Source organism: Gemella sp. GH3, from assembly GCF_013415425.1.
Taxonomy (GTDB): domain Bacteria; phylum Bacillota; class Bacilli; order Staphylococcales; family Gemellaceae; genus Gemelliphila.
Genome location: NZ_JACBYC010000021.1, coordinates 1 through 705, shown reverse-complemented (window position 1 = coordinate 705; position 705 = coordinate 1). Strand labels below are relative to the sequence as shown.

Here is a 705-nt window from a genome sequence, read left to right as displayed (position 1 = left end):
TTTAACAAAAATCACAAAAGAAAAATATCAGGATCATGAGAAGTTAGAACATAATATAATAAGCGTAAAAGGTGCTATTAAAATTTTAGAAAAAAATATCGAAGAAACAGAAGAAACATTGAAATATACAGATGATAAAATAAAACAATTTACTAATGAAAATGAAAAATCTAATATAGAAAGATTTACAAAAGCAAAAGAAGAATTAGAAAAAGAACTTAATAAATACAAAGAAGAAAAACAAGCAAAAGAACACGAGATACAAAAACTTTTTACAGATAATACAGAACTTGAAAAAATATTCACTGATATTTTCGGCGAATTACATAAGCATTAGAAATTTAAAAAAGATTTTAAAAATATAAAGGACAAAAATATGGAATATTTAGAAAGACTTAACGTGTCGCAAAGACAGGCAGTATTAAGTGATTCAAAAGAAATAATGCTTGTCGCAGGTGCTGGAACGGGTAAGACAAATACGATTATAAGCAAAATAGAATATTTAGTTACAAAAAAAGAAGTGCTGCAAAGTAATATACTTGCGATTACTTTTACAAACAAAGCAGTAAATGAAATAAAAGAAAGATTAAATATAAGTTTAGGTAATAATAATGTAGTAGTAAATACATTTCACGAATTAGCACGAACGATTATTTATGATAATGATAATTATAAAAAATTAGGATATACTAACTTAACAATAAT

The 705-nt window shown here is 24.3% G+C and carries 2 protein-coding genes; both read left to right on the top strand.

Features of this window, described 5'->3' with window-relative positions; all coding sequences use genetic code 11:
- Window positions 1-337 (top strand): hypothetical protein (locus HZY83_RS00115; RefSeq protein ID WP_179942094.1); only part of this gene is annotated, 337 nt, incomplete at its 5' end.
- A 39-nt stretch (window positions 338-376) separates the two neighbouring features.
- A partial coding sequence (locus tag HZY83_RS00110; protein WP_179942093.1) for a UvrD-helicase domain-containing protein occupies window positions 377-705 on the top strand: 329 nt, incomplete at its 3' end.